The organism is Streptomyces sp. NPDC024555 (assembly GCF_055559335.1).
Genome location: NZ_JBVHKV010000030.1, coordinates 65650 through 85372 on the forward strand (window position 1 = coordinate 65650; position 19723 = coordinate 85372).

At 72.8% G+C, this 19723-nt stretch carries 19 protein-coding genes; 12 read left to right on the forward strand and 7 right to left on the reverse strand.

Features of this window, described 5'->3' with window-relative positions:
* Positions 1–59: 59 nt before the first annotated feature.
* The 3 genes from ACZ4FH_RS34695 to ACZ4FH_RS34705 form a co-directional block, all read right to left on the reverse strand.
* The gene (locus tag ACZ4FH_RS34695) at positions 60–293 is read right to left on the reverse strand and encodes a hypothetical protein (RefSeq protein WP_467309780.1); all 234 of its coding nucleotides are present in this window, start codon (positions 291–293) and stop codon (positions 60–62) included.
* Between the two features lie 63 nt (positions 294–356).
* Positions 357–1361, reverse strand: a complete 1005-nt coding sequence (locus tag ACZ4FH_RS34700) for a DEDDh family exonuclease (protein WP_467309782.1) — start codon at positions 1359–1361, stop codon at positions 357–359.
* A 29-nt stretch (positions 1362–1390) separates the two neighbouring features.
* Positions 1391–2059, reverse strand: coding sequence for a TetR/AcrR family transcriptional regulator (locus tag ACZ4FH_RS34705; RefSeq protein WP_467309784.1), 669 nt, complete (start codon positions 2057–2059; stop codon positions 1391–1393).
* A 112-nt stretch (positions 2060–2171) separates the two neighbouring features.
* Between ACZ4FH_RS34705 and ACZ4FH_RS34710 the strand changes: the two genes are divergently transcribed.
* From ACZ4FH_RS34710 to ACZ4FH_RS34730, 5 genes are all read left to right on the forward strand, one after another.
* Positions 2172–2972 (forward strand): acetoacetate decarboxylase family protein, encoded by an 801-nt coding sequence (locus ACZ4FH_RS34710; RefSeq protein ID WP_467309787.1) that lies wholly within the window; start codon positions 2172–2174, stop codon positions 2970–2972.
* Complete coding sequence (locus ACZ4FH_RS34715) at positions 2969–3853, forward strand: SDR family NAD(P)-dependent oxidoreductase (protein WP_383649312.1); 885 nt, start codon at positions 2969–2971, stop codon at positions 3851–3853. The genes ACZ4FH_RS34710 and ACZ4FH_RS34715 overlap by 4 nt, the downstream gene beginning before the upstream one ends.
* Positions 3854–3935: 82 nt before the next feature.
* A complete protein-coding gene (locus ACZ4FH_RS34720) occupies positions 3936–5216 on the forward strand; it encodes an amidohydrolase family protein (RefSeq protein WP_467309790.1) in 1281 nt (426 codons plus the stop codon).
* Complete coding sequence (locus ACZ4FH_RS34725; protein WP_467309792.1) at positions 5213–6439, forward strand: amidohydrolase family protein; 1227 nt, start codon at positions 5213–5215, stop codon at positions 6437–6439. The genes ACZ4FH_RS34720 and ACZ4FH_RS34725 overlap by 4 nt, the downstream gene beginning before the upstream one ends.
* Positions 6440–6464: 25 nt before the next feature.
* Positions 6465–7178 carry a VIT1/CCC1 transporter family protein gene (locus ACZ4FH_RS34730; protein WP_467309794.1) on the forward strand — a complete coding sequence of 238 codons (714 nt, stop codon included), beginning with the start codon at positions 6465–6467 and terminating at the stop codon, positions 7176–7178.
* Between the two features lie 13 nt (positions 7179–7191).
* On the opposite strand, the gene ACZ4FH_RS34735 is transcribed toward ACZ4FH_RS34730, so the two are convergent.
* Positions 7192–10293 carry an NACHT domain-containing protein gene (locus ACZ4FH_RS34735; RefSeq protein WP_467309796.1) on the reverse strand — a complete coding sequence of 1034 codons (3102 nt, stop codon included), beginning with the start codon at positions 10291–10293 and terminating at the stop codon, positions 7192–7194.
* Positions 10294–10439: 146 nt separating this feature from the next.
* Here ACZ4FH_RS34735 and ACZ4FH_RS34740 point away from each other — a divergent pair, with 146 nt between their 5' ends.
* Genes ACZ4FH_RS34740 through ACZ4FH_RS34750 form a run of 3 tightly spaced genes read left to right on the forward strand, consistent with a single transcriptional unit; the run spans position 10440 to position 13084 of the window.
* Complete coding sequence (locus ACZ4FH_RS34740; protein ID WP_467309798.1) at positions 10440–11330, forward strand: sterol desaturase family protein; 891 nt, start codon at positions 10440–10442, stop codon at positions 11328–11330.
* Positions 11327–12019, forward strand: coding sequence for a lysoplasmalogenase (locus tag ACZ4FH_RS34745; RefSeq protein WP_467309800.1), 693 nt, complete (start codon positions 11327–11329; stop codon positions 12017–12019). Before ACZ4FH_RS34740 ends, ACZ4FH_RS34745 begins: the two co-directional genes overlap by 4 nt.
* A 21-nt stretch (positions 12020–12040) precedes the next feature.
* Positions 12041–13084 carry a zinc-dependent alcohol dehydrogenase family protein gene (locus ACZ4FH_RS34750; RefSeq protein WP_467309802.1) on the forward strand — a complete coding sequence of 348 codons (1044 nt, stop codon included), beginning with the start codon at positions 12041–12043 and terminating at the stop codon, positions 13082–13084.
* 75 nt (positions 13085–13159) lie between these two features.
* Here ACZ4FH_RS34750 and ACZ4FH_RS34755 read toward each other — a convergent pair whose 3' ends face one another.
* A complete protein-coding gene (locus tag ACZ4FH_RS34755) occupies positions 13160–14695 on the reverse strand; it encodes a S8 family peptidase (protein WP_467309804.1) in 1536 nt (511 codons plus the stop codon).
* 287 nt (positions 14696–14982) lie between these two features.
* Between ACZ4FH_RS34755 and ACZ4FH_RS34760 the strand changes: the two genes are divergently transcribed.
* From ACZ4FH_RS34760 to moaA, 3 genes are all read left to right on the forward strand, one after another.
* On the forward strand, positions 14983–15348 hold the full coding sequence (locus ACZ4FH_RS34760; RefSeq protein WP_467309806.1) for a DUF485 domain-containing protein: 366 nt from the start codon (positions 14983–14985) through the stop codon (positions 15346–15348).
* Positions 15345–16976, forward strand: a complete 1632-nt coding sequence (locus tag ACZ4FH_RS34765; protein ID WP_467309808.1) for a solute symporter family protein — start codon at positions 15345–15347, stop codon at positions 16974–16976. Before ACZ4FH_RS34760 ends, ACZ4FH_RS34765 begins: the two co-directional genes overlap by 4 nt.
* Before the next feature lie 171 nt (positions 16977–17147).
* Positions 17148–18137: a GTP 3',8-cyclase MoaA gene (moaA, locus tag ACZ4FH_RS34770; RefSeq protein WP_467309810.1), complete on the forward strand. Its 990-nt coding sequence runs from the start codon at positions 17148–17150 to the stop codon at positions 18135–18137.
* A gap of 12 nt (positions 18138–18149) precedes the next feature.
* Here the strand turns inward: moaA and ACZ4FH_RS34775 are convergent, their stop codons facing one another.
* Positions 18150–18398 carry a hypothetical protein gene (locus ACZ4FH_RS34775; protein ID WP_467309812.1) on the reverse strand — a complete coding sequence of 83 codons (249 nt, stop codon included), beginning with the start codon at positions 18396–18398 and terminating at the stop codon, positions 18150–18152.
* A gap of 295 nt (positions 18399–18693) precedes the next feature.
* On the reverse strand, positions 18694–19050 hold the full coding sequence (locus tag ACZ4FH_RS34780; RefSeq protein WP_467309814.1) for a DUF3099 domain-containing protein: 357 nt from the start codon (positions 19048–19050) through the stop codon (positions 18694–18696).
* A gap of 245 nt (positions 19051–19295) precedes the next feature.
* Between ACZ4FH_RS34780 and ACZ4FH_RS34785 the strand changes: the two genes are divergently transcribed.
* On the forward strand, positions 19296–19571 hold the full coding sequence (locus tag ACZ4FH_RS34785) for a GlsB/YeaQ/YmgE family stress response membrane protein (RefSeq protein WP_383649274.1): 276 nt from the start codon (positions 19296–19298) through the stop codon (positions 19569–19571).
* The last annotated feature ends 152 nt before the right edge of the window (positions 19572–19723 follow it).

Here is a 19723-nt window from a genome sequence, read left to right on the forward strand (position 1 = left end):
CATGGGGTGCATCGCGGAGGGGGTGGGGGAAGAGGGGGAGGGGGCCGGGCGGCCGCTGCTCAGACTTTGTCGACGATGCCCACCTTCCCCTCCGCGCGGGCGCAGTGACCGCCGCAGAACCAGTGCCCGTCGACCTCGACGCCCTGTCCGATGATCTGGACCCGGCAGTGCTCACAGATGGGTGCCATGCGGTGGATGGCGCAGGAGAAGCAGTCGAAGACATGAATCGCGCCCTGCGCGTGTACCTCGAAGGACATCCCGTAGTCGTTTCCGCAAACCTCACAACGTGCCATGCGCCACAGGGTGGGACGCGCGGGGGCGGCGGGCGAGCGGCGGGCGGGCGCGTCGCCCCCGGTTCACTCCGATGACGGTGTCGGTCCCGGCACCTTCGGCGCCGCGGCCACGTCCCGCAGCAGATGGGTGAAGGCGCTCTCGTCGAGGATCGGGGTGCCGAAGGACTTGGCCTTCACCGTCTTGGACGTCGCCGCGTCGGGGTCGTTGGTCACCAGCAGGCTCGTCAGCCGGGAGACGCTGGTCGCCACGTGCAGTCCCGCCTCGACGGCCCGGTCCTCCAGCAGCTCGCGGTCGACGGAGGTGTCTCCGGAGAACGCCACCCGCATGCCCTGCATCAGGGGCTTGTCCTTCTCGTACCGCCCCGGATTCGGATAGGGGCAGGCCGGGCGCCTGCGCGCGGGGCGCCAGCTGGTGCGGGCGCCGTACGCCGGCTGGTAGCCCACCTTCGGGGTGACGGGGGAGTCGGACCACTCGGTCAGCGGGCGGCACTCCAGCAGTGGCAGCCGCACCCCGCCGCGCGCCGCCGCGTGCAGGCTCGGGCGGAACGCCTCGGCCAGCACCCGGGCGTCGTCCAGCGCGTGGTGCGCGTGCTGCTGGACCACGCCGAAGTGCGCGGCCAGCGACTCCAGCTTGTGGTTGGGCAGCGGCAGCCGCAGCTCCTTGGAGAGCGCGATGGTGCACAGCCGCTGGCGCACCGGGGCGACCACCGCCGCGCGCGCGTACTCCCGGGCGAGCATCGACCAGTCGAAGGCGGCGTTGTGCGCGACGAGCACCCGGTCCGCCAGCCGCTCGGACAGTTCGGCGGCGATCTCCGGGAAGAGCGGGGCGCCCTCCAGGACGTCGCTGGTCAGCCCGTGGATCCAGACCGGGCCGGGATCGCGCTCCGGGTTGACCAGGGTGTACCAGTGGTCCTCGACGTCGCCCTGGGCGTCCAGGCGGTAGACCGCGGCGGACACTATCCGGTCGTCCCGGGCGAGTCCGGTGGTCTCCACGTCGACGACCGCGTACCCCTGCGGGTAGGCGGTCGGCCACGGTGCTGCGGTCTGGCGGTCGTCGAGCATGGTCACAGAGAATACGGGCCGCCACCGACACTCCCCTATTCGGCCGTCGCCCCCGCCCCCGGCCCGGACGGCCCGGCCGCCTCCGGGGCACCGGCCAGCAGCCCCTCCACCAGGGCCCGCAGGGAGGCCGTGAACAGCCGGTCCGGGTCGGCCGGGCGGGCCAGGGCGCGGGACAGCGCCGGGTCGCCGTCCGCCGACGAGGCCCCCCACAGCGCGCCCTCGTCCGGGGACTGGACGGGGGACCGCTCCCGGTTGCGTTCCACCAGCAGGAAGCCGACGGTGTGGAACTGCACCGCCCGGACGGCCTGGGCCGCCCGCGCGCCGCGCAGCCCCGCGGCATGCGTCTCGTGGACGAGCGCCCGCTGGGCCGGCAGGAACATCCGTTCCGTCAGTCCCCGTTCGTGGACCATCGCGATCAGATGCGGACGGGCGCGCAGCTCGCGGCGGAGCGCGCGGGCCACCGACACGATCCGGGCGGCCGGGGTACGGCCGGCCGGGCGCAGGGTGCCCAGCTCCCGCACGGTCCGTTCGACCAGCGCGTCCAGCAGCGACTCCCGGTTGCCCACGTGCCAGTAGATCGAGGTCACCGCCGTGCCCAGTTCGGCCGCCAGTCCGCGCATGGTGAGCGCCTGCGGACCTCCGCGCCGCACCAGGTCCGACGCGGCGGCCAGGACCTCCTCACGGGTCAGTGACGATCGCCCCACGGTCTCTCCTGTCCTTCGAACTCCATTGCGCGCACGGCTCTTTACCCTTCACGGACTCCGGTGTAACTGTGTTACAGAACCCGGTACGGACAACCGAGAAGGGTGGCACCGCATGGCACGTGTACGGTACGGCGCGCGCACCGAGGCCGAGATCGCGGCGGCCCGCGAGGCCCGGTCCGCGCTGCCCGACATCTGGTCCACCGGCGTCACCGCCGTCTGGGAGAGCGACCCCGACGCCGTGGCGGCCGTCCTCCCGCCGCCGCTGAAACCCTCCGGCCGCCCGCTCGTCCGGGCGACCATCAGCAAGGTCGACCTGCCCGGCTACCCCCTCGGCGCCGGATCCGTCTCCGTCGCCGCCGTCCACGACGGGCAGGAGGGCTGGTATCCGCTGGTCATGCCGATGACCCACGAACGGGCCCTGACCGGCGGGCGCGAGGTCTTCGGCGAACCGAAGAAGCTCGGCCGGGTGGAGGTCGAGCGCGACGGCCCCGTCGTCCGGGCCGCCCTCGGCCGCCACGGCATCGACTTCGTCGAGGTGCGCGGCGCCGTCGGTGAGCCCCTGCCACTGCCCGGACCCGCCGTCAAGCTCGACTTCTACTTCAAGTTCCTGCCCGCGGTGGACGGCGACGGCTTCGAGTCCGACCCCGTCCTCGTCCACTGCACCCGCCACGAGAAGGTCCGCCGGCTGGAGCGGATCAGCGGCGACGTGGTGCTGCGCGACTCGGTGTACGACCCGGTCGCCGACCTCCCCGTGCACCGCGTCGTCGCACTCACCCTCGGTGAGAAGACCAGCGACCAGCGCGGCCGCGCCGTGGAGCGGGTCGCCGCCGAGGCGCTGCTGCCGTACGTCCACCAGCGCTACGACGACCCCCAGCAGATCCACGACGGCCCGCCGCGAGGGAGCGTCCGATGAGGCTCGAAGCCGGCCAGACCGCCGTCGTCACCGGCGCCGCGAGCGGGATCGGCCTCGCGATGGCCCGGCGGTTCGCCGCCGAGGGGCTCTCCGTCGTCCTCGCCGACGTCGAGGAGGGCGCCCTGCGCAAGGCCGCCGACGCCCTGGGCGCCGAGGGCGCCCGGGTGCTGGCCCACCCGACGGACGTCGGCGAACGCGACTCCGTCACCGCCCTCGCCGACGCCGCGTACGACGCCTTCGGCGCCGTGCACGTGCTCTGCAACAACGCGGGCGTCGGCTCCGGGGCCGAGGGCCGGATCTGGGAGCACGAACCCAACGACTGGAAGTGGGCGTTCGCCGTCAACGTCTGGGGCGTCTTCCACGGCGTCCAGGCCTTCGTCCCGCGCATGCTGGCCGGCGGCGGCCCCGGACACGTCGTCAACACCTCCTCCGGCGACGGCGGGATCGCCCCGCTGCCCACCGCCTCCGTCTACGCGGTCACCAAGTCCGCCGTCGTCACCCTGACCGAATCGCTCTACGCCCATCTGCGGGCGGAGGACGCCCCCGTCGGCGCCTCGGTCCTCTTCCCCGGCCCGCACATGCTGCGCACCGGCCTGTGGGAGTCGTACCGCAACCGCCCCGAGCGGTACGCCAAGGAGCGCCCGCGCCGCACCCCGTACCGCAGCCTCGACCAGTGGGAGACCGCCATGCGCGCGGCCGGCCACGAGGTCGAGTTCACCCCCGTGGAGGACGTCGCCCGGACCGTCGTCGACGGGATCCGCGCCGACCGCTTCTGGATGCTGCCGGACAGCGAGCACAGCGACCGGCAGATCCGGGCCAGGTCGCAGTCGATGCTCGACCGGTCGAACCCGTCCTACCTGGAGCGTTTCGTACTCGACTGATCCGAACGAAAGGGCCGGGGCCGTTCGCCCGGACCGGACCGGGCCCGGCCGACCGACCCACCGACCGACCGAGGAGCGTGCGATGAGCGACGACGACCCGTACCTGATCATCTCCTCCGACTGCCACGCCGGACTGCCCACCGAGGAGTACCGGCCCTACCTCGACCGCCGCTTCCACCGCGCCTTCGACGACTTCCTGGCCGGCCGCGACCGCCGCCGCGAGGAGATGACCCGGCTCGGCGTACGCAACGAGGCCTTCGCCGAGAAGTGGTTCCGGGACAACGAGGAAGGGCTCAGGGGCGGCTGGGACAGCGCCCGGCGGATCAAGGAACTCGACGGCGACGGGGTGGCCGCCGAGGTCGTCTTCCCCGACGCGGACGCCGTCGACAGCCGCACCGCCGCCCCCTTCGGCGTCGGCCTCGGCCTCTCCGGCGACCAGGACCCCGAGCTGGGCATGGCCGGCGCGCAGGCCCACAACCGCTGGCTCGCCGAGTTCGTCTCCGCCCACCCCGAACGCCACTGCGGGGTCGCCCTGCTGCCCGTCACCGGCGAGGTGGACCGGGTCGTCGCCGAGATCCACCGGGCCAAGGAGTCCGGCCTCGGCGCCCTGATGATCCCCTCCATGTGGGTGGACAAGGCCCCTTACCACGACCGCCGTTACGACCCCGTCTGGGCGGCCGCCGCGGAGACCGGCATGCCCGTCGTCACCCATTCCGGCGCCGCGCCCCGCCACGAGTACGGCGACCACCTCGGCATCTACGTCTCCGAGGTCACCTGGTGGCCCTCCCGCCCCCTCTGGTTCCTCCTCTGGTCCGGAGCCTTCGAACGCCACCCCGGGCTGAAGTTCGGCGTCGCCGAGTCCGGCTGCTGGTGGCTGCCGAACCTCCTGTGGTTCATGGACCGCCTCTACCTCGGCGCCCACGGCGGCAAGAAGCTCTCCCCGTTCGCCGAACTGAAGCGCCCGCCCCACGAGTACCTGGACCGCCAGGTGTTCGTCTGCGCCACCAACACCAAACGCCGCGAACTCGCCCAGCGCTACGAGATCGGCGTCCGCAACATCCTCTGGGGCAGCGACTTCCCGCACCCCGAGGGCACCTGGCCGCACACCGCGACCTGGCTGCGCGACACCTTCCACGACATCCCCGTCGCCGAGACCCGGCAGATGCTGGGCCTGGCCGCCGCCGAGGTCTTCGGCTTCGACACCGACCGGCTCGCCCCGCTGGCCGCCCGGATCGGCCCCACCCCCGCCGACCTCGGCCAGAGCCCCGACCAGAGCGCCGTCGAGGCCTCCTGGGCCCGCTCCCGCGAGACCGGCCGGCACTGGCTGACCGGCCACGACTTCCCCGTCCTGGGGGCGTCATGACCGCCCGGTACACCGTCGTCTCCGCCGACTGCCACGCCGGAGCCGACCTCCTCGACTACCGGCCCTACCTGGAGTCCGCCTACCACGACGACTTCGACGCCTGGGCCGCCACCTACGTCAACCCGTACGAGGACCTGGTCGCCGACACCGCCGACCGCAACTGGAACTCCGCCCGCCGCCTCGCCGAACTGGAGGCCGACGGCATCGTCGCCGAGGTCGTCTTCCCCAACACCATCCCGCCCTTCTTCCCCTCCGCCTCGCTGATGGCCCCCGCCCCCACCCGGCAGGAGTACGCACAGCGCTGGGCCGGACTGCGCGCCCACAACCGCTGGCTCGCCGACTTCTGCGCGGACGCGCCCGGCCGCCGGGCCGGAGTCGCCCAGATCCTCCTCAACGACCCCGCGGAGGCGGCCCGCGAGATCCGCCGCACCCGGCAGGCAGGCCTCACCGGAGGCATCCTGCTCCCCGGCGCCCCGCCCGGCTCCGGCCTGCCCGAACTGCACTCCCCGGTCTACGACCCCATCTGGGCGGCCTGCGCGGAACTGGACGTCCCCGTCAACCACCACGGCGGCTCCGCCTCCCCGCCGCTCGGCGACGAACCGGCGGCCCGCGCCGTCTTCATGGTGGAGACCACCTGGTTCTCCCACCGCGCCCTGTGGCACCTGGTCTTCGGCGGGGCGTTCCGCCGCCACCCCGGGCTCCGGCTCGTCCTCACCGAACAGGGCTCCGGCTGGATCCCCGGCGTCGTCGAGATGCTGGACTACTACCACGGACGCCTCGTCGCGGCCGCCTCCCGGGCGGCGACCGCCGAGGCCAAGTTCGGTGCCGGGCTCGCCGGTTCCATGGGCGCCCGCCCCAGCGAGGTCTGGCGCGAGCACTGCTTCGTCGGCGCCAGCTTCATGCGCCCCCACGAGGTCCCGCTGCGCGACCGCATCGGCCTCGACAAGATCATGTGGGGCAGCGACTACCCCCACGACGAGGGCACCGCCCCCCACACCCGCGAGGCCCTGCGGATCGCCTACGCCGGACTCCCGCCCGAGGAGATCGCCGCCATGACCGGCGGCAACGCCGCCCGCGTCTACGGCTTCGACCTCACCGCCCTCGACCGGATCGCCGCCCGCGTCGGCCCCACCGTCGAGGAGATCGCCCGGCCCCTGAAGGAGATCCCGCCCGGCGCGACCAGCCCGGCGTTCGCTCCGGGTGGGTCGGTGCGTGTCTGGTGACGGGGGCGGGTGAGACCATCCCCGGGTGACTCAGACCCGCGACCACGACGAACCGCACGGCAACGAACTGGGCGTACGCCTGAACTGGCTGCGCGCCGCCGTTCTCGGGGCCAACGACGGTGTCGTCTCCACCGCCGGCCTCGTCGTCGGCGTCGCCGGGGCCACCGGTGACCGGGGAGCCCTGCTGACCGCGGGGCTCGCCGGGCTGCTGGCCGGCTCCATGTCCATGGCGGCGGGGGAGTACGTCTCCGTCTCCACTCAGCGCGATTCGGAGAAGGCCGCCCTGGCGACGGAGAAACGGGAACTCCAGGAGACCCCCGAGGCGGAACTCGCCGAACTCACCGGTCTGCTCCAGGGCAAGGGCCTCAGCCACGACGTGGCCCGCGAGGCCGCCCTCCAGCTCACCGAGCGCGACGCGCTGCGCGCCCATGCGGAGGTCGAACTCGGCATCGATCCCGACGACCTCACCAACCCCTGGCACGCCGCCGGCGCCAGCTTCCTCGCCTTCACGGTCGGCGCCCTGCTCCCCCTGCTGGCGATCGTCCTCCCGCCCTCCTCCCTGCGCCTCCTGATCACCGTCCTCTCGGTCCTGGCCGCCCTCGCCCTCACCGGCTGGTGGAGCGCCCGCCTCGGCGAGGCCGAGGCGGGCCCGGCGGTGCTGCGGAACATGGGCGGGGGAGCGGTGGCGATGGCGGTGACGTACGCGGCGGGGGAGCTGCTGGGGGCGGCGGGGGTGTAGGGGCGTCCGGTGCTCAGTGCAGGCGGGTGAGGCGTTCGGGCGGGAACAGCTCATCCCCGACGGTCCGGGTGTCGCGGCCGATGGTGAGGGCGAGGCGGTCGAGGCCGGCCAGGGGCGTCAGGTCCTGGGGGGTCTCCGAACGGCTGTAGAGGGTCAGCTCCGTGAGCGCGGGCAGATCCTTCAGGGCGGCCAGATCGCCGGACGCCGGGCAGTTGTAGAGGCGCAGCTCCCGCAGGGTGGACAGACTGCCGAGCCAGGAGAGGTCCAGGGTGTCGAGCCCGTCGAGGGAGAGCCGGCGGAGGCGGGGGAGGGACCGGTTCCCGCACAGGTACCGCAGCTGCGAGGTGGTCTCGACCCGGAACTCCTCCAGCCCCGTCCACTCCTCGATCCCCTCCAGGCTCATCTCCCCGGCCGGACCGATCACGTAGAGCAGGTCGAGAGCACGGCTGAGCGGCAGCTCACCGAGGCACGCGACGGGGAAGCGGTGCCCGAGGACCATCTCGCGCAGTTCGGTGACAGGCGCCAGCTGCTCCTGAGGCAGTTCCGGATGGAGCCGGTTCAGGGAGAGCCAGGTCAGCGGGAGGCCGTGCAGGGGGCTCACATCGCGGACCCCGGGGCACAGACTGAGCCCCACCTCGGTGAGCGAGCGCGCCGAGGCCAGCGGGGAGACGTCGGTGAGGGTCCCGTTGTCGAAGGTGAAGAACCGCCGCACCTCCCGGCGGCCGGGCAGCCAGGACAGATCGGCATGGTCGCCCTGGAGGCGGATCGCGCGCGCCCCGGGCACGTACCGCAGGGCCTCCACCTGCTCGGGGCTCTCCGCGGAGACGTACGACCGGTCCCAGGTCCTCCCCGCGAGCACGTCCCGGGCGTAGGCGTCCGTGTCGAACGCGCACCACGCGTGGCACAACTGCGAGCCCACCCAGGAGCGTTCGTCGCCCCGGTACCTCCGGATCACCTCGTAGGCGGCGGCGCCCCCGACCAGCCCCGCCGTCATCACCACATAGCCCGCCTCAGACTCGTCCGCGACGTCCTCCGGCCCCGGCAGCAGCTCCAGCACCAGTTCGCCGACGCCGGCCAGCTCCTCCGCCTCCGCGCGGCTGCGCGGCGGCAGCAGCTCCTCCGTCCGCCGCCGGACCTCCGCCCGGACCTCCGCGTCCAGCTCCGGGGCCTGTTCGACGCTCGCGGCGGCGAGGAGGACGAGGCGGTTGCGGTAGGTGGGGGTGCGGTCGGCGCGCTTGAGGAGCTGCCGCAGCAGCCGGTCGCGTTCGTCGCGGCGGGCGTGGCCCACGGCCATCTGGACGACGTCGTGCCACTGGTCGTCGTGGGCGTGCTTGACGAGGACGCCGAAGTCGCGGGCCTCCACGGCCGCCTTCGAGCCCAGGTAGTCCTGGAAGGTGCGGTGCACGAACCCGACGGAACCCGGGGCGGGTTCGCGCAGCAGCCCGCTGCGGATGAGGAGGTGGGAGAAGACCTCCCGGGGGCTCTCGCGGACCTGGGACATGGCCGACAGCCACTCCGTGACCATCTCCAGGGCCTCGCCGCGGTCGGCCTCCGCCTGGCCGTTGCGGATCAGCCAGTACGCGAGCCGCTGGAGCAGGGCCGTCTGCTCCTCGCGGGTCAGGTCGACGCCCTCGACGCCGACGATGTCGCGCTCGGTGTCGCGGCGGACCAGGAGCATGTCGAGCGCGGCGTCGTACAGCTCCTTGCGGGCCCGGGGCAGCTGCATGCGGCGGTCGCGGTTGAGCGCGCAGAGCAGGGCGCACATGAGCGGGTTCGTCGCCAGCCGGCCCAGGTCCCGGCGGGTGGTGACGGCGCGGCGCAGCGCCTCCTCGTACGTGTCGAGCCGGGCGCGCTCCTCGTCCGACGCGCACTCCGACCGGGCGGCGCCGTGCCAGTGCGCGAGGAAGGAGAGGATGTCCTTGTCGCTCATCGCCAGCAGCGAGTGCGCCCGGAAACCGGAGCCGGACAGCCAGCTCTCCGGCACGGCGGACGGCCGGGTCGTCACCACGTAGCGGGAGCGGGGATAGGCGGTGATCAGGTCCCTCAGCCAGCGCTCGGTCCGCTGCCGCAGCCGGGCCGGGACCTCGTCGACCCCGTCCACCAGCACCAGGCCGCGCCCCTGGCTCAGCACCCGGTCCGCCCAGCCGGCGGGCGCCGCACCGTGCAGCGGGACGCCCGTCGCGCGCAGGAAGTCCTCCGGGCCGGGCGGCGCCCCGTCGGAGGTGAAGGCGCGCAGCCGCAGGACGAAGGGGACACAGCGGTTCCAGTCCGCCAGTTCGGGACCGAAGGACTGCCGGGCCGCGTTCACCGCCAGCCACTGGACCAGGGTGCTCTTGCCCGAACCGGCCGGACCCCGCAGCAGCAGCCGTTCCGACCCGGCCAGGGCCTGCTCGGCCCGGACCGTCGTCCGTTCGGGGGCCGACGGCTCCCACCACTCGGGGGCGCTGTCGTGCGAGCTGACCGACAGGCTCAGATAGGCCGTCTCCAGCGGCCAGTCGCCCGCCGACCTCCCCAGCGTCAGCCCGAACAGCTCGACCCGGCCGTGCGCCCGCGCCACGAAGTCCGCGTACCGCTCCTCGAACTCCAGCGCCGCCGCGTCCGGGCGCGGGCCGAGCCGGTCCCGTACGTCCTCCACCAGCTCCCGGGTCCGGCCCGCCGCGCGGGTCTGCTCCACCGCCGCCCGCGCCGCGAACGACGGTTCGGCGGTCAGCTGCTCCACGACATGCGCGCAGCACCGGACCAGCAGCTCCCCGTACAGCTCCGTCGCCCGCCGCGAGAGCCCGGCGGCGTCGGGCGGCGGGAAGCCGGCGGCCAGCGCCTCCGGGTCCAGGCCGGTGGCGAACAGCCGCTCCGGGGCCAGTTCGCCCACTGCCGCGAACGTGTCCTGCACGGCGGCGACGGCGGCCAGCCGCTCGTGCTCCGGCAGCTCGGCGTACGCCTCCTCCAGCCGGCCGCCGAGCACCTTCGCCAGCCGGTCCGGTTTCGCCGGGCGGGGGAGCGGGCGCACCGGATCCGGGACCAGACCGGCCCCCGGCTTCGGCGCGAGCAGCGACCTGGCCACCGTGCCCAGCACCGTCGTGGCCAGCCGGACGAGCGCAACTTCCAGACCCTGCACCGCGGTTCCTCCCCCGTTCGGACCCTCCACGGATCGTACGACGCCCCGGCCTGTCGGAAGGTGCCAAAGACCGCTGACACCCTGTCTCGCATACTTGTTGGTAACAACGTCTGGTCCCGGCCGACCAGCGGCTCTACCGTGCACTCATGCCGACGAACCTGCCCGATGTAGTGCTCTGGTCCATACCGGCCTTCGTCCTGCTCACCCTCGTGGAAATGGCGCTCCACCACTTCCACCCCGACGAGGAGGCCGCCGGTTACGAGGCGAAGGACGCCGCCACCAGCATCACCATGGGCCTGGGGAGCCTGGGCTTCGACCTGATGTGGAAGGTGCCCGTCGTGGCGGTCTACACCGCCGTGTACGAGCTGACGCCGCTGCGGGTGCCCGTGCTGTGGTGGACGGTCCTGCTGATGCTGCTGGCCCAGGACTTCTTCTACTACTGGTCGCACCGCGGGCACCACGTGATCCGGATCCTGTGGGCCTGCCACGTGGTCCACCACTCCAGCCGGAAGTTCAACCTCTCCACCGCGCTGCGCCAGCCCTGGACCTCGCTGACCTCCTGGCCGTTCTACCTCCCGATGATCGCCTGCGGCGTCCACCCGGCGGCGCTCGCCTTCTGCTCGTCGGCCAACCTCGTCTACCAGTTCTGGGTGCACACCGAGCGCATCGACAAGCTGCCCCGGCCCTTCGAGTACGTCCTGAACACGCCCTCGCACCACCGGGTGCACCACGCCTCCCAGGGCGGCTACCTCGACCGGAACTTCGGCGGCATCCTGATCGTGTGGGACCGCTGGTTCGGCTCCTTCGCCGCGGAGCGGGAACGGCCCGTGTTCGGGCTCACCAAGAACATCGACACCTACAACCCGCTGCGGGTCGCCACCCACGAGTACGCCGCCATCGCCCGCGACGTCCGGGCGGCCGGCAGCTGGGGCGAACGGGCCGGACGGATCTTCCGCGGCCCCGGCTGGCAGCCCGCCCCCTCGACCGCCGCGACCGCGTCCGCGACCGCCGTCCCCGCCCCGGAGCACGCCCCATGAGCGCCGCCACCCCGCCCCCCGGCCCCCGGGAGCGCTGGGCGCGCCCGCTGCTCGCCGCCTTCCTCGTCGCCTGCGCCGCCGACCTCGTCGGGGTGCTCACCGGCGTCGGCCTCCTCCACCTCGTCGCCAAACCGCTGCTGATGCCGCTGCTCGCCGGATACGCCTTCGCCCGGCGCGGGCCCCGGCTGCTGATCGCGGCCCTGCTCTGCGGCTGGGCCGGCGACGTGTTCCTGCTGGTGGACGCCGATCCCGCCTTCCTCGTCGGCATGGGCGCCTTCGCCGCCGGTCACGTCTGCTACCTGGTGCTCTTCGGCCGGGCGCGGGGCCCGCTGCTGCCCGCGCTCGTCTACGCGGCCGTGCTGGCCGGGTTCCTCGCCCTGCTCTGGGGCGGGCTCCCGGCCGGGCTGCGGATCCCGATGGCCGCGTACAGCCTGCTGCTGACCTCCGTCGCCTACCGCTCCGGCGTGTACGGCCGGTACGCGGCGGTGGGCGGCGGGCTCTTCCTGCTCTCCGACGCCCTGATCGCCACCGGGATCGCCGACCGCCCCGAGCCGCCCGCACCCGCCTTCTGGGTCATGCTCACCTATGTGGCGGCCCAGCTCCTGCTCACCCTGGGGATCCTCGGCCCGGGGGCGCGGGGAGCCGGTCCGGCGCGCGGGGCGTACCGTGAACGGAGTATCAGCATCTGAGACCGGCAAGGACCCCCACGCATGCGCGCCACCGTCATCCAGGCCCCCCACGACATCCGGGTGCGGGAGGTGCCCGACCCCGTCATCCAGCAGCCCACCGACGTGGTCCTGCGGGTCCTGCGCGCCTGCATCTGCGGCAGCGACCTGTGGGCCTACCGGGGCGAGTCCGCCCGGCAGCCGGGCCAGCGCATCGGCCACGAGTTCCTCGGGATCGTCGAGGAGACCGGCTCCGAGGTCAACGGATTCACCGCCGGTGACCTCGTCGTCGCCCCCTTCGTCTGGTCCGACGGCAGCTGCGCCTACTGCGCGGAGGGGCTGACGACCTCCTGCCCGCAGGGCGGCTTCTGGGGCTCGGTGGGCTCCGACGGCGGACAGGGCGAGGCCGTCAGGGTCCCCTTCGCCGACGGCACCCTGGTCAAGCTGCCCGCCGCCGCGGCTTCCGACGACCGGCTGCTCACCGCGCTCCTGGCCCTGTCCGACGTCCTCGGCACCGGGCACCACGCGGCCGTCGGCGCCGGGGTGAAGCCCGGCTCCACCGTCGCCGTCGTCGGGGACGGGGCCGTCGGGCTGTGCGGCGTCATGGCGGCCAAGCGGCTCGGCGCCGAGCGGATCGTCGCGCTCGGCCGCCACGAGGCCCGGACCGACATCGCCCGCGCCTTCGGTGCCACCGACGTCGTCGCCGAACGCGGCGAGGCCGCCGTCGCCGCCGTGCGCGAGCTGTTCGGCGGCGAGGGCGCCCACGCGGTGATCGAGGCCGTCGGCACCGAGCAGTCGATGCGCACCGCCGTGGGCATCGCCCGGGACGGCGGGGCCATCGGCTACGTCGGCGTGCCGCACGGCAGCGGCACCGGACTGGACCTCGGCATCATGTTCGACCGGAACATCGCCCTGCGCGGCGGCGTCGCCCCCGTCCGCACGTACATCCCGGAACTGCTCCCGGACGTGCTCTCCGGCACCATCGACCCCTCGCCGGTCTTCGACATGACCGTCGGGCTCGACGAGGTGCCCGACGGCTACAAGGCGATGGACGGACGCACCGCCCTGAAGGTCCTCATCAAGCCGTAGGCCCTCATCGAGCCGTGGGACGAGCGGTCCGGGGCACCGGCGCAGGGCGCCGGCCCCCGGACCGCGAACGGGCGACTACCAGCGCACCGCGTTCAGCGCGTTGACCACACCGGCCCCGTAGAAGCCGTTGTACCTCTTGCCGCCCTCGCAGACCGCGTCGACCGTGCCGTCGCCGTCGATGTCGTACGGCTCACCGCACGCGGTGGCGTCGGCCTCCGCGACCAGCAGCGCCTTCACCGCGGCGGCCGAGGCGTACGGGTGCTTCGACTTGATCAGCGCCACGACCCCCGCGACATGCGGCGACGCCATCGACGTACCGGCCTTGTAGCCGAACTTGCCGCCCGGCAGCGTCGACAGGATCAGACCGCTGGTGGCCGGCGGGGCGGGCGTCTGGTAGACCGTCGAGTCGCCGCCCGGCGCCGCGACGTCGATGACGCCGTTGCCGTAGTTCGAGTACGAGGCCTTCAGCCCCTTGGCACCGGTCGCCGAGACCGTCACCACGCCCGGCAGCATCGTCGGGATGTCGAGGCACTGCTTCGGGTCGATGGTGCGGTCGACCGTCTCGGTGTCGTTCGGGCTGGTCGAGTCCTCGATGGTGTCGGCCGCCAGGTCCTCGGCGGAGTTGCCCGCCGCCGCGACGTTGACCGTGCCCCTGCTCTCCGCGTACCGCGAGGCCCGGGTGACGGCCTCGACGAGCGCCGCCTGGTCCGGGTCGTTCTTGCAGTTGTACATCCACGGGTCGGTGTAATAGCTGTTGTTGGTGACGTCCACCCCGTGCTCGGCCGCCCAGACGAAACCGCAGACGACGGACTCGGTGTAGAAGAACCCGGACGGGTTCGCCACCTTGATCCCGGCGACCTTCACACCCGGTGCCACACCCGTGACCCCGACCCCGTTCTTCGCGGCGGCGATGGTCCCGGCGACATGCGTCCCGTGGTCGCTCTCGCCCGCCGCGGGCCGCCAGGAGCCCTCCGTGGTGTCCGGGGCGCCCGAGACGCAGTTCGCCGAGGCCGCACGGTCGAAGTTCGGCGCCAGGTCCGGATGGGTGTCGTCGACCCCCGTGTCGATGACCGCGACGGTCACCTTCGAACTGCCCAGCGTCTTCTTGTGCGCCTCGTCCGCCTTGATGGCCGACAGGTCCCACTGCAGGGGCTCCAGCGGGTCCTGGCCGTCGGCCGCCTCCGCCGCCGCGGCCCGCTCCTGCGCCGCGGTCAGCGGCTGCTCCACCCCGATGTCCTTGGTGGCCTGCGGCACGATCGGGTTGGTGCGGGTGGCCCCCGCCGAGTCGACGCCCTTGACCTTCCGGATCGTCCGGGCGAACTCCGGGTTCTGGGAATGGGCGACGATGACCCCGATGCGGTCGTAGGCGATCACCACCGTGCCGCCGGCCCGCTCGACCGCCTTGACGACCTGCTTCACCTGGCCGCGATTGGCCCGGGTGTTGATCACGTACGACAGCTTCGGGCCGTCCGCCGACGCGGTCGCCGAGGGCGAACCGTCCGCCGGCGCGGCGGAGGCGATGCTCGTCGGCAGGAAGCCGAGCGATGCGGTCAGGGCCAGTCCGACGGGCAGCGTCAGTGCGCGCGTCCGTCTGCTTCCCAGATGAGCCATGGGGTCTCCACTTCATCCGTGCCGTGGGCCGGACACGCCGTGTGCCCGGTCGCGTACATGACCAGTGAAGCTACCGGCGATCATCCCCGCTGATCAACGGGTTCGTCCGAACCCGTTCCCGCCGGAGCGTCCGAAGGGGTGATCCGGAGAAGTGGCGATCCGGGGTGAACCGCTTCGGCACGCGCCGCGTGCCGTTGTCTGGGGAGGCGCACCATCCCTCCCCGACATCGAGGTCCCCAGTGAAATCGACCGTCCCCACCACCGCACCCGCGTCGCGAGGAGATTCCGTGGCTACCGATGCACCGCCGCCCGAGGGCGGAAAGGCGACCGGCCCCGCCCAGCCCACGACCGAGGCGTTCATCGCGGAGCAGGAAAGCGCGGAATTCGGCGAACTCCGCCGCTCCTACCGCTCGTTCGCCTTCCCGCTCACCGTCGCCTTCGTCCTCTGGTACCTGCTGTACGTGCTGCTCTCGAACTACGCGGGCGGCTTCATGGGCACCAAGGTCTTCAGCAACATCAACGTGGCCTTCGTCTTCGGCCTCGCCCAGTTCCTGACCACCTTCCTCATCGCCTGGTTCTACTCGCGGCACGCCAACGCGAAGCTCGACCCCAAGGCCGAGGCCATCAAGTCCCGTATGGAGGCCGACGCATGAGCGCCGCGTACCACTCCCACACCGCCGTGACGCTGGCCGCCTCGTCCACCAGCGAGCACCGGCCGCTGATCATCACCCTCTTCGCGGTCTTCGTCGCCGCCACCCTCGGGATCACCGTCTGGGCCGGCCGCCAGACCAGGAGCGCCAGCGACTTCTACGCGGGCGGACGCCAGTTCACCGCCTTCCAGAACGGCCTCGCGGTCTCCGGCGACTACATGTCCGCCGCCTCGTTCCTCGGCATCGCCGGAGCCATCGCGCTCTTCGGCTACGACGGCTTCCTCTACTCCATCGGCTTCCTCGTCGCCTGGCTGGTCGCCCTGCTCCTGGTCGCCGAGCCGCTGCGCAACTCCGGCCGCTACACCATGGGCGACGTCCTCGCCTACCGGATGCGCCAGCGCCCGGTCCGCACCGCCGCGGGCGTCTCCACCATCATCGTCTCCATCTTCTACCTGCTGGCGCAGATGGCGGGGGCCGGAGCACTGGTCACGCTCCTCCTCGGCATCACCAGCGACGCCGGAAAGATCCTCATCGTTGCGCTGGTCGGCGTACTGATGATCGTCTACGTCACCATCGGCGGCATGAAGGGCACCACCTGGGTGCAGATGGTCAAGGCCGTCCTGCTCATCGCGGGCGCCCTGCTGATGACGCTCATGGTGCTGTGGAAGTTCGACTTCAACGTCTCCGACCTGCTGGGCACCGCCGCCGAGAAGAGCGGCCACGGCTCCGCGTTCCTGGAGCCCGGCCTCAAGTACGGCGCCACCGGCACCTCCAAGCTCGACTTCCTCTCCCTCGGCATCGCCCTGGTGCTCGGCACCGCGGGACTGCCGCACATCCTGATCCGCTTCTACACGGTGCCGACCGCCAAGGCCGCCCGTAAGTCCGTCAACTGGGCCATCGGCATCATCGGCGCCTTCTACCTGATGACGATCGCCCTCGGCTTCGGCGCCGCCGCGCTCATCGGCCCGAAGAACATCGCGGCCCCGGGCAACACGGCCGCCCCGCAGCTCGCCGAATACCTCGGCGGGGTCGGCACCACCGGCGGCGCGATCATGCTCGCCGTCATCTCCGCCGTCGCCTTCGCCACCATCCTCGCGGTCGTCGCCGGACTGACCCTGGCCTCGTCGTCGTCGTTCGCCCACGACATCTACGCCAACGTCATCCGCAAGGGAGAGGCCACCGAGAAGGAGGAGATGAAGGCCGCCCGCTGGTCCACCGTCTTCATCGGCGCCGCCGCCATCGTCCTGGGCGTCTTCGCCCGCGACATGAACGTCGCCGGCCTGGTCGCCCTGGCCTTCGCCGTCGCCGCCTCCGCCAACCTGCCCACCATCCTCTACAGCCTCTTCTGGAAGCGCTTCACCACCCAGGGCGCGCTGTGGTCGATCTACGGCGGACTGGCCTCCTCCGTCCTCCTGGTGCTGTTCTCGCCGGTCGTCTCCGGCAACGAGAAGACCTCGATGTTCAAGGGCGTCGACTTCGCCTGGTTCCCGCTGGAGAACCCCGGCCTCATCTCCATCCCGCTCGGCTTCCTGCTCGGCTGGGTCGGCTCCCTCCTCTCCAAGGAGGAGCCGGACAAGGGCAAGTACGCCGAACTGGAGGTCAAGTCCCTCACCGGCATCGGCGCCCACTGAGGCACCCCACCGGGGCGGGAGCCCCGCACCCGCGCGGCCGCGTCGTAGAGTCCTACGACGCGGCCGCACCGCTCCCGTGCCAAACGGGCCCCGCCCGCGCCCCCGTCCTCGCGTAGGCTCGACAGCGACAGATTCCGCGACCGGAGGAACCGCCGGGGGACGGGGCCCACCATGCTCATCGACACCTACGACCGGGTCGCCACCGACCTGCGCGTCTCGCTCACCGACCGCTGCAACCTCCGCTGCACCTACTGCATGCCCGAGGAAGGCCTCCAGTGGCTGGCCAAGCCCGACCTCCTCACCGACGAGGAGATCGTCCGGCTCGTCCGGCTCGCCGTCACCCGCCTCGGCATCACCGAGGTCCGCTTCACCGGCGGCGAACCGCTGCTGCGCCCCGGACTCGTCGGCATCGTCCAGGAGTGCGCCGCCCTGGAACCCCGCCCCCAGATCTCCCTCACCACCAACGGCATCGGCCTGGAGCGCACCGCCGCCGCGCTCCGGGACGCCGGGCTCGACCGGGTCAACGTCTCGCTCGACACCCTGCGCCCCGAGGTCTTCAAGACCCTCACCCGCCGCAACCGCCACCACGACGTCCTGGCCGGACTCGAAGCCGCCCGCGACGCCGGACTCACCCCCGTCAAGGTCAACAGCGTCCTGATGCCCGGCCTCAACGAGGACGAGGCCCCCGACCTGCTGGCCTGGGCCGTCGCACACGACTACGAACTGCGCTTCATCGAGCAGATGCCCCTCGACGCCCAGCACGGCTGGAAGCGCGACGGCATGATCACCGCGGGCGACATCCTCGCCTCGCTGCGCACCCGCTTCGACCTCACCCCCGAGGGCGAGACCACCCGGGGCTCCGCCCCCGCCGAGCGCTGGCTCGTCGACGGCGGCCCCCACCGGGTCGGCGTCATCGCCTCGGTCACCCGGCCCTTCTGCCGGGCCTGCGACCGGACCCGGCTCACCGCCGACGGACAGGTCCGCACCTGCCTCTTCGCCCGCGAGGAGACCGATCTGCGCGGTGCGCTGCGCTCCGGCGCACCCGACGAGGAGATCGCCGCGATCTGGCAGCGCGCGATGTGGGGCAAGAAGGCCGGATCCGGCCTCGACGACCCCTCGTTCCTCCAGCCCGACCGCCCGATGTCCGCGATCGGCGGCTGACCGGCAAAGGCCTCAAGCGGACGGCGCTTCCCACTCCGCCAGCGTCACCACGTCCTTGAGGAAGCCCCGCACCCCGAGGAACGACGACAGGTGCTCCCGGTGCTCCTCACAGGCCAGCCAGGTCTTGCGGCGCTCCGGGGTGTGCAGCTTCGGGTTGTTCCACGCGAGCACCCACACGGCATCGGCGCGGCAGCCCTTGGCCGAACAGACGGGGGCCGCGAGCGCGTTCTCGGCCGCGGAGGCGGTGTCAGGGGAGTTCACACCCTCAACCCTAGAGCCTGCCCCGTACGCCCTGCTCCGCGGCATCCCCGCCGGAGAAATGGCGACGCCGGGCAGCCACGGGGGGAGCTGCCCGGCGTCGGTCCGTCGCTCCGACGGGGGATGCGGAGCGCTCTCGAAGTATGTCACGCACACCCCGGTGCGGTGCACTGGAACTTCATGATTGATCTGAGCTTTTCTTGAGCTTCCGCGCGCACCGCGCCCCCTGCGTCCTCCCTGCGGACCGGGAGTCCGGAATCCGGATGACCGGCCGGAACCAGCGGGGGGAAGGGGCGGCTCACGCCCCGGGCGCGGCCCTCCCGGACCCGTCGGCCGGCTCCGCCGGACCGGCCACCGGAGCCGCGTCCAGCGCGGGCCGCACCGGAGCCGGTACGAAGGTCGAGGGCAGCGCCGGACTCGTCTCCCGGCCCGCGTTGGCGATGACGACGGCGACGTAGGGGAGCAGCACCCCCAGCGCGAGCGCCACCATCGCGACCACGCGTTCCACGTTCCAGAGGGTCGCCGCCGCGACCACCGACACCGTACGCACGGACATCGAGATCACATAACGCCGCTGCCGGCCGCGCACATCGTCCGCGAGCCCCTGCCGGGCCCCCGTGATCCGGAAGACCTCACCGCTCCGCTTCCGCGACACCGCTCCACCCCACTTCCCCGAGTTCGTGACGGACCGGAGGAGCCCCGTTCCCTGCGCCGGACGTTCCCCGGACCGGACCGCGCACCACGGTACGCCGGGGTCCCCGCCGGTTCGATACCGGGGCGCGCCGTATGCGTGCATTGCGTCGCCCCGTCGCGCGTACGGACCCGTCCGACATGCGGCGTACCGCCCCAGGGCCGAAACTGGGCGGGCATGTGCGACACCGCGTCGTACGAGGAGGCGGCATGGGCTGGCTGTGGGCAATCATCGTGGGGTTCGTGCTCGGTCTGATCGCGAAGGCGATCCTGCCGGGCAAGCAGGAGATCCCCCTCTGGCTGACGACCATCTTCGGCATCATCGGCAGCGTGCTCGGCAACTCCGTCGCCACCTGGATCGGGGTCAACGACACCCGCGGCATCGACTGGACCCGCCATGTGCTCCAGCTGATCGGGGCCGTCGTGGTGGTCGGCGTCGGCGACATGCTCTGGACCACCTACCGGGGCAGCCGCCGCAAGGCCTGACCCGGGGCGGAGCACGGACAGCGGCGGGGGGGGCCCCCCGCGGGGGGGGGGGGCCCCGCCGGGGGGGGGGGGCCGGCGGGGGGCGGGGGGGGGGCGGCCCCGCCGGGGGGGGGGCCCCCCCCGGTGGTGTTTTCCCCGCCCCCCCCCCCCCC

What these genes read in the sequence shown, in the direction of transcription:
- moaA (WP_467309810.1), top strand. Translation starts at nt 17,148, where the DNA reads ATGCTCATCGACACCTACGACCGGGTCGCCACCGACCTGCGCGTCTCG.
- ACZ4FH_RS34715 (WP_383649312.1), top strand. Translation starts at nt 2,969, where the DNA reads ATGAGGCTCGAAGCCGGCCAGACCGCCGTCGTCACCGGCGCCGCGAGC.
- ACZ4FH_RS34765 (WP_467309808.1), top strand. Translation starts at nt 15,345, where the DNA reads ATGAGCGCCGCGTACCACTCCCACACCGCCGTGACGCTGGCCGCCTCG.
- ACZ4FH_RS34755 (WP_467309804.1), bottom strand. Translation starts at nt 14,695, where the DNA reads ATGGCTCATCTGGGAAGCAGACGGACGCGCGCACTGACGCTGCCCGTC.
- ACZ4FH_RS34745 (WP_467309800.1), top strand. Translation starts at nt 11,327, where the DNA reads ATGAGCGCCGCCACCCCGCCCCCCGGCCCCCGGGAGCGCTGGGCGCGC.
- ACZ4FH_RS34750 (WP_467309802.1), top strand. Translation starts at nt 12,041, where the DNA reads ATGCGCGCCACCGTCATCCAGGCCCCCCACGACATCCGGGTGCGGGAG.
- ACZ4FH_RS34710 (WP_467309787.1), top strand. Translation starts at nt 2,172, where the DNA reads ATGGCACGTGTACGGTACGGCGCGCGCACCGAGGCCGAGATCGCGGCG.
- ACZ4FH_RS34725 (WP_467309792.1), top strand. Translation starts at nt 5,213, where the DNA reads ATGACCGCCCGGTACACCGTCGTCTCCGCCGACTGCCACGCCGGAGCC.
- ACZ4FH_RS34785 (WP_383649274.1), top strand. Translation starts at nt 19,296, where the DNA reads ATGGGCTGGCTGTGGGCAATCATCGTGGGGTTCGTGCTCGGTCTGATC.
- ACZ4FH_RS34695 (WP_467309780.1), bottom strand. Translation starts at nt 293, where the DNA reads ATGGCACGTTGTGAGGTTTGCGGAAACGACTACGGGATGTCCTTCGAG.
- ACZ4FH_RS34720 (WP_467309790.1), top strand. Translation starts at nt 3,936, where the DNA reads ATGAGCGACGACGACCCGTACCTGATCATCTCCTCCGACTGCCACGCC.
- ACZ4FH_RS34740 (WP_467309798.1), top strand. Translation starts at nt 10,440, where the DNA reads ATGCCGACGAACCTGCCCGATGTAGTGCTCTGGTCCATACCGGCCTTC.